This window comes from Fructilactobacillus sp. X3R5C2 (assembly GCF_059901175.1).
Map to the genome: position 1 here is coordinate 37,238 of NZ_JBWXVC010000006.1, position 15,790 is coordinate 53,027.

20 protein-coding genes are annotated in these 15,790 nt (G+C 38.1%); 17 read left to right on the forward strand and 3 right to left on the reverse strand.

Annotation, left to right across the window (positions count from 1 at the left end):
- The first annotated feature begins 7 nt into the window (after positions 1 to 7).
- The 16 genes from AC6UD4_RS06875 to kimA all read left to right on the forward strand — a co-directional run bounded on the left by AC6UD4_RS06875 (position 8) and on the right by kimA (position 12,545).
- The gene (locus AC6UD4_RS06875) at positions 8 to 325 is read left to right on the forward strand and encodes a YbaB/EbfC family nucleoid-associated protein (protein ID WP_500694501.1); all 318 of its coding nucleotides are present in this window, start codon (positions 8 to 10) and stop codon (positions 323 to 325) included.
- A gap of 14 nt (positions 326 to 339) precedes the next feature.
- Positions 340 to 939: a recombination mediator RecR gene (recR, locus tag AC6UD4_RS06880; RefSeq protein ID WP_500694465.1), complete on the forward strand. Its 600-nt coding sequence runs from the start codon at positions 340 to 342 to the stop codon at positions 937 to 939.
- A gap of 10 nt (positions 940 to 949) precedes the next feature.
- Positions 950 to 1,195 carry a YaaL family protein gene (locus AC6UD4_RS06885; protein ID WP_500696139.1) on the forward strand — a complete coding sequence of 82 codons (246 nt, stop codon included), beginning with the start codon at positions 950 to 952 and terminating at the stop codon, positions 1,193 to 1,195.
- Between the two features lie 97 nt (positions 1,196 to 1,292).
- Positions 1,293 to 1,943, forward strand: coding sequence for a dTMP kinase (gene tmk / locus AC6UD4_RS06890; RefSeq protein ID WP_500694463.1), 651 nt, complete (start codon positions 1,293 to 1,295; stop codon positions 1,941 to 1,943).
- An 11-nt stretch (positions 1,944 to 1,954) separates the two neighbouring features.
- Complete coding sequence (gene darA / locus AC6UD4_RS06895) at positions 1,955 to 2,281, forward strand: cyclic di-AMP receptor DarA (protein WP_500694462.1); 327 nt, start codon at positions 1,955 to 1,957, stop codon at positions 2,279 to 2,281.
- A 12-nt stretch (positions 2,282 to 2,293) separates the two neighbouring features.
- Positions 2,294 to 3,334 (forward strand): DNA polymerase III subunit delta', encoded by a 1,041-nt coding sequence (gene holB / locus AC6UD4_RS06900; RefSeq protein WP_500694461.1) that lies wholly within the window; start codon positions 2,294 to 2,296, stop codon positions 3,332 to 3,334.
- Positions 3,331 to 3,657: a DNA replication initiation control protein YabA gene (locus AC6UD4_RS06905; protein ID WP_500694460.1), complete on the forward strand. Its 327-nt coding sequence runs from the start codon at positions 3,331 to 3,333 to the stop codon at positions 3,655 to 3,657. Before holB ends, AC6UD4_RS06905 begins: the two co-directional genes overlap by 4 nt.
- 5 nt (positions 3,658 to 3,662) lie before the next feature.
- Complete coding sequence (rsmI, locus tag AC6UD4_RS06910) at positions 3,663 to 4,544, forward strand: 16S rRNA (cytidine(1402)-2'-O)-methyltransferase (protein WP_500694459.1); 882 nt, start codon at positions 3,663 to 3,665, stop codon at positions 4,542 to 4,544.
- A gap of 16 nt (positions 4,545 to 4,560) precedes the next feature.
- Positions 4,561 to 5,328, forward strand: a complete 768-nt coding sequence (locus AC6UD4_RS06915) for an acyl-[acyl-carrier-protein] thioesterase (RefSeq protein WP_500694458.1) — start codon at positions 4,561 to 4,563, stop codon at positions 5,326 to 5,328.
- 1 nt (position 5,329) lies between these two features.
- Entirely contained in the window at positions 5,330 to 6,055 is a 726-nt protein-coding gene (tsaB, locus tag AC6UD4_RS06920) for a tRNA (adenosine(37)-N6)-threonylcarbamoyltransferase complex dimerization subunit type 1 TsaB (protein WP_500694457.1), read from the forward strand.
- The gene (gene rimI / locus AC6UD4_RS06925) at positions 6,039 to 6,635 is read left to right on the forward strand and encodes a ribosomal protein S18-alanine N-acetyltransferase (protein ID WP_500694456.1); all 597 of its coding nucleotides are present in this window, start codon (positions 6,039 to 6,041) and stop codon (positions 6,633 to 6,635) included. Before tsaB ends, rimI begins: the two co-directional genes overlap by 17 nt.
- A 20-nt stretch (positions 6,636 to 6,655) precedes the next feature.
- The gene (gene tsaD / locus AC6UD4_RS06930) at positions 6,656 to 7,684 is read left to right on the forward strand and encodes a tRNA (adenosine(37)-N6)-threonylcarbamoyltransferase complex transferase subunit TsaD (protein ID WP_500694455.1); all 1,029 of its coding nucleotides are present in this window, start codon (positions 6,656 to 6,658) and stop codon (positions 7,682 to 7,684) included.
- Between the two features lie 151 nt (positions 7,685 to 7,835).
- Positions 7,836 to 8,471: a redox-sensing transcriptional repressor Rex gene (locus AC6UD4_RS06935; protein ID WP_010021811.1), complete on the forward strand. Its 636-nt coding sequence runs from the start codon at positions 7,836 to 7,838 to the stop codon at positions 8,469 to 8,471.
- 144 nt (positions 8,472 to 8,615) lie between these two features.
- The gene (gene groES, locus AC6UD4_RS06940) at positions 8,616 to 8,900 is read left to right on the forward strand and encodes a co-chaperone GroES (protein WP_500694454.1); all 285 of its coding nucleotides are present in this window, start codon (positions 8,616 to 8,618) and stop codon (positions 8,898 to 8,900) included.
- Positions 8,901 to 8,934: 34 nt separating this feature from the next.
- Positions 8,935 to 10,560: a chaperonin GroEL gene (gene groL / locus AC6UD4_RS06945; RefSeq protein WP_500694453.1), complete on the forward strand. Its 1,626-nt coding sequence runs from the start codon at positions 8,935 to 8,937 to the stop codon at positions 10,558 to 10,560.
- Between the two features lie 149 nt (positions 10,561 to 10,709).
- The gene (gene kimA / locus AC6UD4_RS06950) at positions 10,710 to 12,545 is read left to right on the forward strand and encodes a potassium transporter KimA (RefSeq protein ID WP_500694452.1); all 1,836 of its coding nucleotides are present in this window, start codon (positions 10,710 to 10,712) and stop codon (positions 12,543 to 12,545) included.
- Between the two features lie 53 nt (positions 12,546 to 12,598).
- On the opposite strand, the gene lrgB is transcribed toward kimA, so the two are convergent.
- Both lrgB and AC6UD4_RS06960 read right to left on the reverse strand, forming a co-directional pair.
- The gene (gene lrgB / locus AC6UD4_RS06955; RefSeq protein WP_500694451.1) at positions 12,599 to 13,336 is read right to left on the reverse strand and encodes an antiholin-like protein LrgB; all 738 of its coding nucleotides are present in this window, start codon (positions 13,334 to 13,336) and stop codon (positions 12,599 to 12,601) included.
- 6 nt (positions 13,337 to 13,342) lie between these two features.
- Entirely contained in the window at positions 13,343 to 13,765 is a 423-nt protein-coding gene (locus tag AC6UD4_RS06960; RefSeq protein WP_500694450.1) for a CidA/LrgA family protein, read from the reverse strand.
- A gap of 203 nt (positions 13,766 to 13,968) precedes the next feature.
- On the opposite strand from AC6UD4_RS06960, the gene AC6UD4_RS06965 reads away from it, so the two are divergent.
- Positions 13,969 to 15,120: a glycosyltransferase family 4 protein gene (locus tag AC6UD4_RS06965; protein ID WP_500694449.1), complete on the forward strand. Its 1,152-nt coding sequence runs from the start codon at positions 13,969 to 13,971 to the stop codon at positions 15,118 to 15,120.
- A 29-nt stretch (positions 15,121 to 15,149) separates the two neighbouring features.
- Here the strand turns inward: AC6UD4_RS06965 and AC6UD4_RS06970 are convergent, their stop codons facing one another.
- Complete coding sequence (locus AC6UD4_RS06970; RefSeq protein ID WP_500694448.1) at positions 15,150 to 15,782, reverse strand: YigZ family protein; 633 nt, start codon at positions 15,780 to 15,782, stop codon at positions 15,150 to 15,152.
- Between the last annotated feature and the right edge of the window lie 8 nt (positions 15,783 to 15,790).

The following is a 15,790-nucleotide window of genomic DNA, read 5'->3' on the forward strand; positions in this document are numbered from 1 at the left end:
GAGAATAATTATGAACGGAATGAACATGGGAAAGATGATGCAAAAAGCTCGTAAGATGCAACAACAAATGCAAAATGAACAAGAAGAAATTGAGAAGAGTGAATTCACTGGAAAAGCTCCAGAAGATATAGTGACCGTTACCTTTACTGGTGATCGCAAGATGAAGGATATGAACGTCAAACCAGAGGCCATTGATCCAGATGATCCAGACATGCTCTCAGATCTAGTGATCAGTGCGGTTAACGATGCACTTTCACAGATTGAAAAGACCACTCAAGATAAGATGGGGAAGTATACCAAGGGAATGAATATTCCAGGTATGTAGAAGAAGGGATTTAAATGCAATACCCAGAACCAATTGCTAAGCTAATCGATAGTTACATGCATTTGCCAGGAATTGGCAGAAAGACCGCTACTAGATTGGCGTTTTATACGGTTGATATGAATAAAACCGATGTAAAAAACTTTGCGGATGCCTTAACTTCAACTAAGAATGATTTGCGTTTTTGTTCAATTTGCGGCAATATCACCGAGACCGATCCCTGTGAGATCTGTACCGATGAAAGTCGTGATCAAAGTAAGATTATGGTAGTGGAACAGTCTAAAGATGTGATGACGATGGAAAAAATGAAGGATTATAATGGTCTTTATCACGTTTTACACGGAGTGCTTTCCCCAATTGAGGGGAAGGGTCCTGAAGACATCAATATCAGCTCTTTAATCAAACGACTGCAAAAAAACGAAGAAGTTAAAGAAGTCATCATTGCTACTAATGCCACTCCCGAGGGAGAAGCAACGGCAATGTATTTGGCAAAGTTAATTAAGCCAGCAGGCATTAAAGTTACCAGATTGTCTCATGGACTGTCAGTCGGAAGTGACATCGAATATGCAGATGAGATGACCCTTTCAAAGGCAGTTTCTGGACGCACCGAAATGTGAGGGATGAACGATGTTTTCGTTATTTAGATATAGTTCTATGAAGCAAAATTATGATGACCAATTGCTTGATACCATCAATTTTTTAAAAAATGATTGGGATCAGGCCGTGCAAACTGAACAAGCCGTTTCCGAAACGGACAGTCACTTATTTGCACAAACGATGCTTACAAAGCAAAAATACATGTTTATGTATCGGCAAGCACGAAAACGAAACATTAAAAATGATCGGATTCAACCGTCAGTATATGAAAACTAAACGTAAGCCAGCTAGATCCTAGCTGGCTTTTTAAATAGACAATAAATATAACTTAAAGTACAATGAAAATAGCAAAAATGCTGGGACTGAATCTAATATGACTGGACAATTTATTACATTTGAAGGCACTGATGGTGCTGGAAAAACCACCGTTTTAAATCAGGTGGTTGATAAAATTAAACCAATGCTTAAAGACCAATTGCTAACTACTCGTGAACCAGGTGGGAACCAAGTCTCCGAGCAAATTCGGCAGATAATTTTGAATAAAAACGAGTCAGATATGGATGACCGTTGTGAGGCGCTTTTGTTTGCGGCGGCCAGAAGAGAGCATTTAGTTAAAACTATTTTGCCAGCTTTAAAGTCCGGTCAATTAGTTTTGTGCGACCGCTATCTTGACAGTTCAATTGCGTATCAAGGAGCGGGCCGAGAACTTGGTGAAAGCGCCGTTTTATCAATGAATCAGTTTGCTACTGAGGGTTTAATGCCTGATACCACCATTTATTTTGACGTCCCAGTCGACGTTGGATTAGACCGCATTGCTGAACATCGGAGTGGGGAAGTTAATCGTTTGGATCTTCAAGAACACGATTTTTACGTTCGGGTTCATGAAGCTTATGATGAAATTGCCAAACAGAACCCCAAGCGGGTTATTAAGGTTGATGCTACTAAGCCAATTGAACAAGTAGTAGATCAGGTCATTTCCGTGTTGTATAAGAGAGCAGCTAGATATTTTAACGAAAGTAAATAGGAGGATCAGTTATGAAGTTAATTATTGCAATTGTCCAAGATAAGGATGCAGCCAAATTACAATCTGAATTCATCAAACATAAGATCCAAGCAACCCAATTATCCACTAAAGGTGGATTCTTGAAGGCTAAAAACGTCACTTATTTGATTGGAGCTAAAGATGATAAGGTCGACGAGATTTTGGATATCATTAAAACAACCTGTGAAACTAGAAAACAATACATGACACCACCGGTTAGTTTAGCTGGAAGCATTAGTGAGACGTCTTATCCGGTTGAAGTTCAGGTTGGAGGAGCAACGGTTATGATTTTGCCAATGGAATCATTAAATCGCTTCTAGTTAGTTAATATAATGGTAGAAGAAACTTTAGCTCAGACCATAATTAAACAGGCTACCCAAAAACAAGCTACTTTAACACAACACTTTATGGGCGTTATTTCGGCTCAAGATCTCAGTCACTCGTATCTTTTTTCGGGTTCGGATGGTTTGGGAAAATTAGCGGTTGCAAAGACGATTGCAATGCGTTTGTTTTGTAATAACGTTCAAAATGGCATGCCATGTGGCATCTGTAATGAGTGTGTCCGGATCGCAGAAGACGAACATCCTGATGTGGTGATGATCAAACCCGATGGCAGAAGTATCAAAGTTGATTCAATTCGACATTTAAAACATGAATTTTCTAAAAGTGCGGTTGAAGGAAACAAGAAGGTTTTCATTATTGACGGGGCCGATACGATGACTACTAGTGCTGCTAATAGTCTTTTGAAGTTTATTGAAGAGCCAAATGGGCAAGTTAATTCCTTTTTACTTACCAATGACTATCGAAAGATATTACCAACCATCATATCTAGAACGCAGTTAGTAGAATTTCCAAAAATTAACGAAGATAACTTGATTAAGTACGTAACTGATAGAGGGTTATCGAAAACGTCTAGTAATCTTATTTTAGAATTAACTGAGGACTTATCTTCAATTGATAAAATGCTTGAAGACGGTTGGTTTAACAAGGTTAAAGAGATAGTTGAGCACTGGTTTAATGAATTAGTTAATGATGATTATCGCGCTTTTACGAGCGTTCAAATTAGCTTTATGCCTAATATAACGGGTCGGTTTGAACAACAGATGACTTTAAAAATGATTTATCAAATTTTTAAGGATGTCTTTGATGTCAAGTTTAGGGAATTAAAGCCTGATAGTTTAGGGTTTGGTGATCAGTATTCCCTTTTGAAACAGATGGCTAACCAGTTATCAGATGATCAATTAATTGAAATCATCACAACGTTCTTGAACAGTGCCAAAAAACAAGATCTAAACGTTAGCTTCCAAAATATTTTGGAGGTTATTACCCTGAAATGTTTAGCAGTCATTGAAGGAGGAGCAAAAGTCGATTGAAAGAATCAGATGTTAACGAAGAATTTAATAATTTGGAATCACAATCGGAATTAATGAGTGAAAAAATTGGTGATCTTCGGGATGAAATTGATAAAGTCATCGAGGAAAATTCAGAACTGAAGATTGAAAATGAACATCTTCGAGAGTTAATTTCGGGAAAAGATGGGAAAAACAAAAAGAAGCAGCAACTTTCGATGTCCAAGAAAAACTTGGAAAAATTGTATAACGAAGGATTTCATGTTTGCACACAGTTTTATGGAAAACGGCGTAATAGTAATAGTAGTTGTATGTTTTGTACCGATATCATTTACGGAGAAAGGTAATTCCATTGGATTTATCAGTTCAAAAAAGTTTTGCAGATCATAACAAGGGCAGTTTATATCTGGTTCCTACACCAATTGGTAATCTTGATGATATGACGATTAGAGCCATCAATATTTTAAAAGATGTTGATTTGATTGCTGCTGAAGATACGAGGAATACCCAGAAACTTTTAAATCATTTTGATATTACGACCAAACAAATTAGTTTTCATGAGCATAATACTGAACAACGAGCACCTGAATTAGTTGAAAAATTAATCAATGGGATTTCAATTGCACAAGTCAGTGATGCAGGGATGCCTTCAATTAGTGATCCTGGACGTGAGTTAGTAAAGCAATGCATTGAACATGATATTTCCGTGATAAGCATTCCGGGACCAAACGCTGGCCTTACTAGTTTAATTGCTTCAGGACTTAAACCTCAACCGTTTTTGTTTTATGGATTTTTAAAACGGAAACCCAAAGAGCAGGTTGATGAACTAAAGATTTTAGCACAAGAATATCCGACCTTGATTTTTTATGAAGCTCCTCATCGACTTAAAAAGACGCTCTTAAACATGCAAAAGGTTTTTGGCAATCGGCAGGCAGTGCTTGCAAGAGAGCTCACTAAAAAGTTTGAAGAATACGTTCGTGGTGGTCTTGACGATTTAGTGGAATGGTCCAAACAAAATGAGATTAGAGGAGAGTTTGTCATTCTAGTTTCTGGGAATCCAGACGGGTTTAAACTTCATGAAGAGAAGCAAAATGAAGCTCAATTATCGGTTTACGAGCAGGTTGATCAATTAATTAGTAACGGTGAAAAGCCCAATGGCGCGATTAAGCAAGTCGCTAAGCAAAATGGGTTAGTCCGTCAGGATGTTTATAATCAATACCACCACATAGAATAAGATAAGAGGAATTAAGATGACTGGAGATATTTTTTCTGAAGACCATGTAGTTGAGTACTATGAAACCAATTTACTGGGTAACATTACTCTTTCAATGTTAATTGACGTGATCATTATGATTTCACAGGACCAAGCAAAAGCACTCGGTGTAAGTACCAGACATGTGATTGAACATGGCGTAACTTGGGTTGTTGTTCAAACCGACATGGATATTACGCGTCTTCCTAAAGTTCATGAAAAAATTCAGGTTCAAACGAGGGGAACTTCATACACTAAGTACTTTGCGTACCGTGAATTCTGGGTTAGAGACGTTAACGGGAATGAATTAGTTCATGTTGGCAGTTTGTGGGTCATGATGGACATTAAATCCAGAAAAATGGTTCGATTAGAGGAAGATATGATTACTCCCTATCACTGTGATCGAGTAAGAAGGATTCAACGGTTAAGAAAGATTCCTCAAATTCATGATGAACAAAATCTTATGAAGACTGAGTATCACGTTCGTTTTACTGACATTGATTGGAATTTTCATGTCAATAATGCCAAATACATTGGATGGATGGTTGATGATTTATCCTATGATTTTTTGGCAACTCACGTTCCAAAGCAAGTAAGTATTAAGTATGAAGATGAAGTTACATATGGTGATCCGGTCGTAAGTCGAAGCAAACTCATTAAGACCGGTGATCAAATTCAATCGATCCACGATATTTCGGTCAACGATGATACTAAATCGATTGCCGAAATTAAATGGAAGAAGCTGAATAAAGAAGGAAGTAAATAACATGCACGTTTTAGCAGTTGATACCTCTAATCAACCATTAACTGTGGCAGTTTTAAAAGACGAACAGGTGCTAGCAACAACCACGATGACAACGCATAGAAAACATGCTGAATACTTAATGCCGGTGGTTGAAAAGTTGGTTAAGTATGCCAATTTAACTCCACAAGATCTGGATCGGGTAGTCGTAAGTAATGGTCCTGGTTCATACACTGGGATTAGAATTGCCACCACGGTTGGAAAAGTTTTGGCCGATACATTGAATATTGATTTGGTTGGCATTTCAAGTCTCATGGCGCTTGTTTTAAACGTGCAAAAACACGACCAGTTGGTAGTGCCATTATTTGATGGTAGAAACGATAATTTGTTTACTGGTCTGTACCGTACTTCCGATCGTGGTCCCGAGTCGGTAATTAAAGATCAACACGTTAATTTTTATAAGTGGATGACCGAACTGGACAAGTTTGATGAGCCCATCGTATTCGTTGGAAGTGATGTTGCTCATTTTTCCGAGCGCTTAAAACAACATTTCGGGAAAGATTTTAAATATATGACTGGAATTGATAACCTGCCACAGGCAGCTAAAATTGGTATCTATGGGGAAAAGCAAGAACCAGTTGCTGATGTTAACAATTTTAATCCCAATTATCTTCGTTTAACCAAAGCACAAGCAGACTGGCAAAAGTTAAACCCGGGGAGGGAAAACGAGTCTTATGTTGAAGAAAATTGAGGCATGGTTAAAAAAGAACGTTAAAAAAAAGGAAGAAGCCAAAATTCAGCGTGGACTTCAGATTAAAAATCACATTGTTGATGTGAATGGAGTCGATTACTATTTTGGCAAGGGTTCTATTACTGACATCCCTGACATTGTGAATGTTGAAGAAGAGGTTTACGACAAAAAGGCAGCTTGGGATCGAGAACGTTTCCTAAATGATCTAAAAAAGCACAAAAACAGTTTATACTTGGTAATTAGGAAAGCCGACGAATTGATTGCTTTTGTCGGTTGTTCGATTTCTCGTGATAGTAAGAATTGTCACGTTGAAAATATTGCGGTGTTACCCAAATTCCAAAATCGCGGATTGGGATATTTTTTGCTTACCATGATTATCAGAAGAGCCCGACTGATGAGACTTAAAAGTGTTTCAATCGAAATTCGATTAGGAAATATTAAAGCTCAAGATTTGAATCGGGATCTTGGGTTTGTTCAGGTTGGAATTGATCCAGATTACTATAATGATGGTGAAGATGCTGTGGTAATGAAACTGGATTTATCCAAGCAAAAAGTGGCACCAAATAATTTTGGAAGATAATTAGAGACGGGTGAGTATTAATGCAAGATAATAGTGTGATCTTGGCGTTTGAGAGTAGTTGTGATGAAACAAGTGTTGCTGTTATCAAGGATGGTAAAGAAATTTTATCAAACGTTGTTGCAACTCAGATTAAAAGTCATCAGCGATTTGGTGGTGTGGTACCAGAAGTGGCTAGTCGTCATCATATTGAAGAGATTACCATTTGTATAAATGATGCTTTGAAACGTGCAAACGTCACATACGATGATTTAACGGCAGTAGCTGTGACCTATGGCCCAGGATTGGTTGGTGCACTTTTGATTGGAGTCACCGCTGCCAAAGTGGTAGCTTGGGCTCATCATCTACCCCTTATTCCAATTAATCACATTGCAGGACATATTTATGCTACTAACTTTATTAAGCCAATTGAGTTTCCAGCAATGGCACTTGTGGTATCTGGTGGTCATACGGAGCTTGTTTTTATGCCTGAAGAAGGTAGGTTTGAGATCATCGGTGAGACTAGAGACGATGCCGCGGGTGAAGCGTTTGACAAAATTGGGAGAGTTTTAGGAATTAATTATCCAGCTGGTCCAACCGTTGACAAAATGGCTCAAAAGGGAAAGGATACTTTTAATTTTCCACGCGCGATGGAATCAGATGGTAATTATGATTTTAGTTTTAGCGGACTTAAAAGTGCTTTTATCAATACCGTTCACCATGCCGATCAGATTGGAAAGACTCTAAATAAGAACGATTTAGCTGCTAGTTTTGAAGCTGCCGTAGTGGACGTTTTGGCAAAAAAATCACAAAGTGCGCTTGAAAATTATCCTGTAAAAGAGTTTATTTTAGCTGGCGGAGTTGCCGCGAATAAGGGCATTAGAAATCGACTAGATGCGATTGCCAGTAAGGAAAATGTGGAATTTGTCAAGGCTCCGCTTAAGTTGTGTGGAGATAATGCAGCCATGATAGGAGCTGCTGCAGCGGCAATGCAGCACCATCAGAAAAAAGGAAAAGCTTCACTAAATGCTGATCCAGGATTAGAATTTGAGTGGGCTGAAAATGAAAAATAAATCGTTAACAACAAATTATTAAATTAATTTATCCTGCCCTGTGGGGCTTTTCAGCTGATTTCATTTTTATATTATTTCACAAACAATTTCTTTATGTTAGAATTAATTTTGTGACTTATTAATCTCGACAATAATAATAGGAGATTTGAAAATGGCTGAAACAAAAATTCCACGTGCAACCGCGAAACGATTGCCGCTTTACTATCGTTATTTAAATATTTTACATGACGGTGGAAAGAAACGAATATCATCAAATGAATTGGCCGACGCAATTCAAGTGGATTCTGCTACAATTCGTCGTGACTTTTCATATTTTGGTGCCCTTGGTAAGCGAGGTTATGGATATGACGTAGACAGTTTACTAGAATTTTTCAAGAAGATCTTGAACCAAGATCAATTAACCAATGTAGCATTGATTGGTGTTGGTAACTTGGGTCATGCCCTTTTGAATTTTAACTTCCACATGGATAGTAATATTAGAATTTCCGCTGCTTTTGACGTTAATCCTAAAAATGTTAATACCATTCAAGGTGGGGTTCCAATTTACCCAATGGATCAATTGGTAAAACAGCTTAAAGATCAACAAATCAGTGTTGTGATTCTCACAGTTCCTGGTAAAGTTGCTCAACAAGTTGCTGATCAAGTTGCCAAAGCGGGTGTAAAAGGAATTTTAAACTTCACATCAGTCCGATTATCGGTTCCAAAGGAAATTAGAGTTCATAATGTTGATTTGACTAATGAACTACAAACATTGATCTATTTTATTGATCATTATGATAAAGATTAAGCATCCAATTTTGGATGCTTTTTTATTTTTATCGGGCAAAGTTCTTGCATTAGTTGTGAAAAAATAATATATTAAGAATGTAAGTTAGCACTTGATAAGTGCAAGTGCTAAAATTTAATAAAGATATTTATTGGAGGGATTAACGTGTTAGAACCATTAGGAGATCGCGTAATTGTCGAAGTGCAAGAACCAGAAGAAAAAAACGTCGGTGGAATTGTTTTAGCAAATAACGCTAAAGAAAAACCACAGATGGGTAAAGTTGTCGCTGTAGGCGAGGGTCGAGTTCTTGATAACGGACAAAAAGTTGCCCCTTCTGTTAAAGAAGACGACATGGTCATGTTTGATAAGTATGCAGGTACAAAGGTTGAATATGATGGTACTCCATACCTTGTAATGCACGAAAAAGATTTGCTTGCAATCGTTAAATAATAAAAAATAAATTAATTAATATGAGGTGATAATAATGGCTAAAGAAATTAAGTTTTCTGAAAATGCTAGAAATTCGATGTTAAATGGTGTTGACAAATTAGCTGACACTGTAAAAACAACTATGGGTCCAAAGGGACGTAACGTTGTTCTAGAAGAAAAAGCTGGAGATCCAACAATCACAAATGATGGTGTTACCATTGCTAAAGCAATTGACCTTCCAGATCACTTTGAAAATATGGGTGCTAAGTTAGTATCTGAAGTTGCTTCTAAAACCAATGACGTTGCCGGTGATGGTACTACTACTGCTACTGTTCTTGCCCAAGCAATCGTTAAAGAGGGTATGAAGAACGTTACCGCTGGTGCTAATCCCGTTGGAGTTCGTCAAGGAATCGAAAAGGCTACTAGAACAGCTGTTGACAGTCTTCACAAGATGAGTCACCAAGTAACTAGCAAGGAAGATATCGCTCAAATTGCTTCAATCTCATCAGCTAACGAAAAGGTTGGTAATTTGATTGCCGACGCAATGGAAAAAGTTGGTAATGATGGTGTTATTACGATTGAAGAATCACGTGGTGTTGACACTAGTTTAGACGTTGTTGAAGGTATGGAATTTGATCGTGGATACATGTCACAATACATGGTTACCGACCAAGAAAAAATGGAAGCTAACCTAGATAATCCCTACATTTTAATTACTGACAAGAAAATCACTAATATCCAAGACATTTTGCCATTACTTCAATCAGTCGTACAACAAGGTCGTTCACTCTTGATCATTGCTGATGATATTGGTGGAGAAGCTCTTCCAACCTTAGTTTTGAACAAGATGCGTGGAACCTTTAATGTTGTAGCTGTTAAGGCTCCCGGCTTTGGTGATCGTCGTAAAGAACAACTCCAAGACATCGCTACTTTGACTGGTGGTACTGTAATTACTTCTGATCTTGGATTAGATCTAAAAGACACTACCATTGATCAATTAGGTCAAGCTAATAAGGTTAACGTTACTAAAGACAGCACAACTATCGTTGAAGGTAAGGGTAGCAAAGAAGCTATCGACAAACGAATTGATGAAATCAAACAACAAATTGATGCCACTGATTCTGACTTTGACCGTGATAAGTTGAAGGAACGTTTAGCTAAGTTGGCTGGTGGAGTTGCTGTTATCAAAGTTGGTGCAGCCACTGAAACTGAACTTAAAGAACGTAAGTACCGAATTGAAGATGCTTTGAATGCTACTAGAGCCGCTGTTGAGGAAGGATTTGTTCCCGGTGGTGGTACAGCCTTTATCAACATCTTGAATGACGTTGATAAAATCCCCGCTGAAGGTGATGAAGCAACTGGAGTTAACATTGTTGTTAAAGCCCTAGAAGCACCAGTAAGACAAATTGCTGAAAATGCTGGGATTGACGGTTCAGTTATTGTTGATCATTTGAAAGACGAAAAACCAGGCATTGGTTACAATGCATTGACTGGCAAGTACGAAGACATGATCAAAGCTGGTGTCGTTGACCCAACTAAGGTAAGCCGTTCAGCACTTCAAAACGCTGCATCTGTTTCAGCTCTTCTATTAACTACTGAAGCCGTTGTTGCCGAACAACCAAAAAATGATAATGATCAACCAGCTGCTCCACAACAACCTGGAATGGGTGGAATGATGTAATTTAAGTTTTAACCAAAAAGAGTCCGAATGGACTCTTTTTTATTTCCAATTATGATGAATTATCTAGTTTAATGTAGTACAATTGCATTTGACTTTAAAATTACAGTTTTACTAGGTTAAATATGACATATTAAAGGAGTATGGATTAAATGTGGCGGTATTTAAAAAGATTAATTATTGGACGTCCGCTTAAGACAACGGAAGGCTCTGGTCAATCTCTCACTAAGTTCAAAGGTTTAGCATTGCTGTCATCTGATGCCTTATCATCAGTTGCTTATGGTACTGAACAGATTACTGCCGTTTTGATTACCTTATCGACCGCGGCATTAATGTATCAAATGTGGGTCGCACTGCTAGTGTTGGTTCTGTTAGCCGCAATCACATTATCTTATCGACAGATTATTTATGCTTATCCATCTGGTGGAGGTGCCTACGTTGTTGCCCGAACCAATTGGGGTGACACTGCTGGTTTAGTTGCCGGTGGGTCCCTATTAGTTGATTATATGTTAACGGTTGCCGTTTCAACGACTTCTGGGACTGAAGCGATTACTTCTGCCATCCCTGCGCTATATAATTATCAGGTTCCGATTGCAATCTTAATTGTAATATTTATCATGATTTTGAATCTTCGTGGAATGCATGATTCAGCTTCATTCCTGGTTATTCCAGTGTACCTATTTATTGTGATGATTATCATTTTAATCATTGTTGGTGCTTATAATATTTTAACTAATAAAATTACTTATCATGCGTATGCTCCACTGAATACCTCAGTTAAAGGAATGACCTTGGTATTATTCTTTAAGGCATTCTCATCTGGTTCAGCATCGTTAACTGGAGTTGAAGCCATTAGTAATGCGGTTCCAAACTTTAAACAACCAAAACGAAAGAACGCTGCCAATACATTAGGTATCATGGCCATTATTTTAGGAATCTTCTTTGCTGGGATTACCTTTCTAAGTTACTACATGGGAGTTATTCCTAACGCTAAGGATACCGTCTTATCACAGATTGGTACCAATGTCTTTGGTCACGGAATCATGTACTACTTACTTCAGCTTGCAACTGCCTTGATTTTAGCTGTTGCTGCTAACACTGGTTTCTCTGCCTTTCCAATTTTGGCCTACAACATGGCTAAGGATAAATATTTGCCACATGCCTACCTGGATAAGGGTGACCGACTAGGTTATTCAAATGGAATTATTTCGTTAGCTTTAGGGGCGATTGTTTTAATTGTCCTCTTTAAGGGTAAAACCAATCTCTTAATTCCACTTTATGCTGTTGGTGTGTTTGTTCCATTTACGTTGTCTCAATCTGGAATGATTGTTCACTGGTTCAGAAATAAAGATGGCTTGTGGCCGGTGAAGGCTGTCATTAATTTTATTGGAGCGTTCATCTCAGTGATGTTAGTCTTCTTCCTGTTTGCGCTTCATTTTGCAAACGTTTGGCCATACCTCATTATCATGCCGTTGCTCCTTTTGATGTTTTACAAAATTCATCTTCACTATCAACGAATTGCTGAGCAGCTGCGTATTTCAACTGATCCTAATTATGAGAATCATACCTATGCTGGTTCAACGGTAATCGTGTTAGTGGGAAATGTTACCCAAGTTACTAGACAAGCAATTAACTATGGGAGATCGATTGGTGACAACGTTATTGCCATGCACGTTTCGTTTGCCGATAATCCGCAAAAAGAAGAGAAAATTTCAACGAAGTTTAAAGAAGAGTATCCAGACATTCGATTTGTCGATATTCATACCTCGTATCGTTCGGTTGTCGATCCGGTGCTTCGTTTCTGTGACGTTATTGCTAAACAGGATGAGGATCGTAATTATACTACGACGGTTCTGGTTCCTCAATTTGTACCAAGACACTACTGGCAACAAGTCCTTCATAACCAGACCGCTGTTCGATTAAGAAGTGCCTTGAATTCACGTCAGGACATCATTGTGTCGACGTATAACTATCATTTAAGTGAATAATAGAACAAAAAGCTAGGCTATGTTTAACATCGCCTAGCTTTTTTGATTTGACTTTAAAGGTTCACAATATGAGCAAATAGTGGGACGATGATATCAACGACCACCGAAATAATGACCACCGCAATCGCAGCCATGGAACCCTGAACTTCACCAAGTTCAAGAGCTTTAGCTGATCCAAGGGTGTGTCCTGCCGTTCCAAGACCCAATCCAATTCCGATAGGGTTCTTCAATCTGAATATTTTAATGATCCAGTCGCCAAGTGCGTAAATAATAACAGCGTTTAAGATACATGCCATGGCGGTAATTGCTGGCACACCGTTAATGCCTTGAGCGATTGGCATTGCAACTGCGGTAGTGGCAGCCTGCGGAAGCATGGAAGCAATTTCCGACTTGTTTAATCCAATTAACTTGGAGACAAAGTACATGATGATTACCGAAATGGTTAAACCGATTATTAGTGATAACAAAATTTCAAACCAGTACTTTTTCACGATGTCGTTTCGCTTGAAGAGTGGGACTGCGAAAGCAATCGTGGTAGGGAAGAGGAACCAAAAAATAATATCACCACCTGGCTTATACAAGTTGGTGTAAATCCAGGTAATGTTAATCCCCGTTGCTTTGCTCATTAACCAGAGAACAAAGATCCCGAGCACCATCCCAACAAATAATGGTTGAAAAAGAAAAAAGCCGTTAAATTTTTTAAATAGAAATGATCCAATCAGATAGACCACCAATGATAGAGCAATTCCAAACATTGGATTGCCTAAAAATTTTAATAGTTCCGTTTGCATATTTGGTTACTCCTTATCGATGTCTTGTTTTTTGCCAAAAATTTTATTGCGGGCCCATATCAAAAAAGTAGCAACTAAAGCCACCGACACCAACATGACGACTGTCGAAATAATGATCATAATCACTAGTTTGACGCCAGAATGTTTCATAATGTCGAGGGAGGCCGCTAATTGAATTCCAGAAGGGACAAAAAGGAATCCTAGGATTCCAATAAAAAATGATCCGACCTTTTCAACTTGTTCTGGTTTAATCACTTTAAAGGTCAATAACAAATATAATATCACTAATCCAATTACTGGGGTTGGAACTGGAAAGTTGGCGGGAAAGAGTGCTGAGATTAGACTTGAGACGAATAAAATGACCCCAAAGATACCGAGTTGAGTTAACAATGGAGCATCTTTTTGGGGCTTTTCTTCTTTATTTTGCATGTTTGGCTCCTTTCAAAAGTATGTGATTGATTTAGCTATTTCTATATTTAATATAATATATGAAATGAACTAAAAAACAAACCAAAATTTTAATTGTTATCATTAGATTTAATTATCATTAAATTAAATAAAGGGAAGCTTGTGTTTGTTATTTTCCGTTTGTATAATTGAATATAAACTTAATCGTGGAAGGCCATACTTAATTGAAATTTGAAATATTCGTCTATTTGTTTGCAACGATGATAATGTCGGCGGTTTTAACCCCTTTTATCAGAATTTTAGCATTCAAAATTGGCGCCATTGATAAACCGAATAAAAGACGTGTAAATAAAATTCCAATGCCAACGTTGGGTGGTCTGGCAATTTTTATTGCTTATACCATTACGACTTGCGTTTTTTTGCGAAACCAAATTCCATCTAGTAAGTTGTGGGGAATTCTGGGCGGAGAAATTATTATCATTATGACGGGGGTCATTGATGATATTTTTGAATTGAAGCCACGACAAAAGGTGATTGGGATCTCACTAGCAGCACTATGGGTGTACATTTTTGCGGGCATTCAGATGAGCTCCATTACGCTCCCATTCTTTGGTGATGTTAGTCTGGGATGGTTAAGTCTACCAATTACCTGGATATGGATTCTCGGGATTACGAACTCAATTAATTTAATCGATGGACTGGATGGACTAGCGACGGGGATTGCCATTATTGCTCTGACTACGATGGGAATCATCGGCTTATTCTTTTTAAACGTCGGTAACGTTTACGTGTCAATCATGATTTTTACTTTTGCCGCTTCCTGTTTGGGCTTTTTACCGTATAATTTTTTCCCAGCTCGAATCTACCTAGGGGATACGGGATCCTTATTAATTGGCTTTATGATCTCGGTCTTTTCTTTACAAGGTCTTAAAAACGCCACCTTCATATCGGTCATTATTCCCGTTGTGATTTTGGGAGTCCCAATCTCGGACACCGCTTATGCAATTTTACGGCGGATTTTGAACAAACAGCCCATCTCTCACGCTGATAAGCACCATTTACATCATCGGTTGATGCAGATTGGTTTGACCCACCGACAAACAGTTTTGGTGATTTACGGAATTGCGTTAATTTTCGCTTTCATCTCTTTACTCTATCCATTGTCCAGTTTCTGGGGATCAGTGTTGTTGACGGTTGCCACTTTGATTGGGATTGAGCTTTTTGTGGAAGCCATTGGATTAGTCGGAAAGAACCGGCAACCCTTGCTTAATTTGATTAAACGCGTTGTGACTGGAACAACCAGTAAGGCTAATCACGAAAACGAAATCACTAAAACCAAGGCAAAGCATAAAACCAAATCAAACAAAAAAGAGTAGTTCATTGAAGGTGAACTACTCTTTTTAGACTAAACTGGACTCTCAAAATAAGCTTCCTTACCAATCTTGAATTGAACGTCTCCTGCAAGCAAATTGTTGATTTTTGTTTTGAAGTCATCAATCACATGATTTGAAATGGCGGTGCTTACCCGAACACTGGTGTCATATTCAACGTTAGTAATTGGTAGATTATTTTGTTTAAGAAAATATTGGAGTTTATCATTTAACTTATAGGATACTGAAATAGTAAGTGCAGTTTTAAGCGTCATTTTACTAATTCCAACCCTTTCAATCACATCCGATGCCGAGTTACTATATGCTCGAATTAGGCCACCAGCACCTAGTTTGATGCCACCAAAGTACCTTGTTACTACGATTACTGTGTCGTGAAGCTCCATGTTTTTAATGGCATCCAGGATTGGAATACCGGCAGTCCCACTGGGTTCGCCGTTGTCACTTTCTCGCTGGACATCATCATTTGGGCCAATGACATAGGCAAAACAATTGTGGTTAGCCTTTTTATTTTGGTTTTTGATACTGGCGATGAATGCTTGAGCACTCGCTTCGTCCGTGACACGAGATACAGAAGCAATAAACTTTGATTTTTTGATAATAATTTCATTTTGACCAGCTTGTTTAATGGTTAAAAAAGAATTTTGCATTAAATTAT